Source organism: Photobacterium sp. R1 (assembly GCF_054600795.1).
Genome location: NZ_BAAHZP010000862.1, coordinates 1 through 244, shown reverse-complemented (window position 1 = coordinate 244; position 244 = coordinate 1). Strand labels below are relative to the sequence as shown.

Genomic DNA, 244 nt, shown 5'->3' with positions numbered 1-244 from the left:
CTGGACGGCGGATCACTTCGCCACCACAACCCGCTTAGTGAAAACCGGTCTGGGTGTGGCGCAGTCTGCGCAGTCTTTGCTTGGCAAACACAGAATGACAGCGATCAGCGACACGGCCAGACGCTGGAGTCACAACAACACACCACAGTGGCTGCCAGAGTTGCCGACAATCAATCGTCATGCGTTGACTGAAAGCGGTAACAGGCCGGCACACGGCGAGAAAAAAGTGGTGTACCTGCCCTCC

General features: G+C 57.4%; 1 protein-coding gene. It reads left to right on the top strand.

Annotation, left to right across the window (positions count from 1 at the left end):
* Positions 1-244, top strand: a 244-nt coding sequence (locus tag ACYP03_RS27530) for a hypothetical protein (protein WP_459782875.1), incomplete at both ends; no start/stop codon positions are given.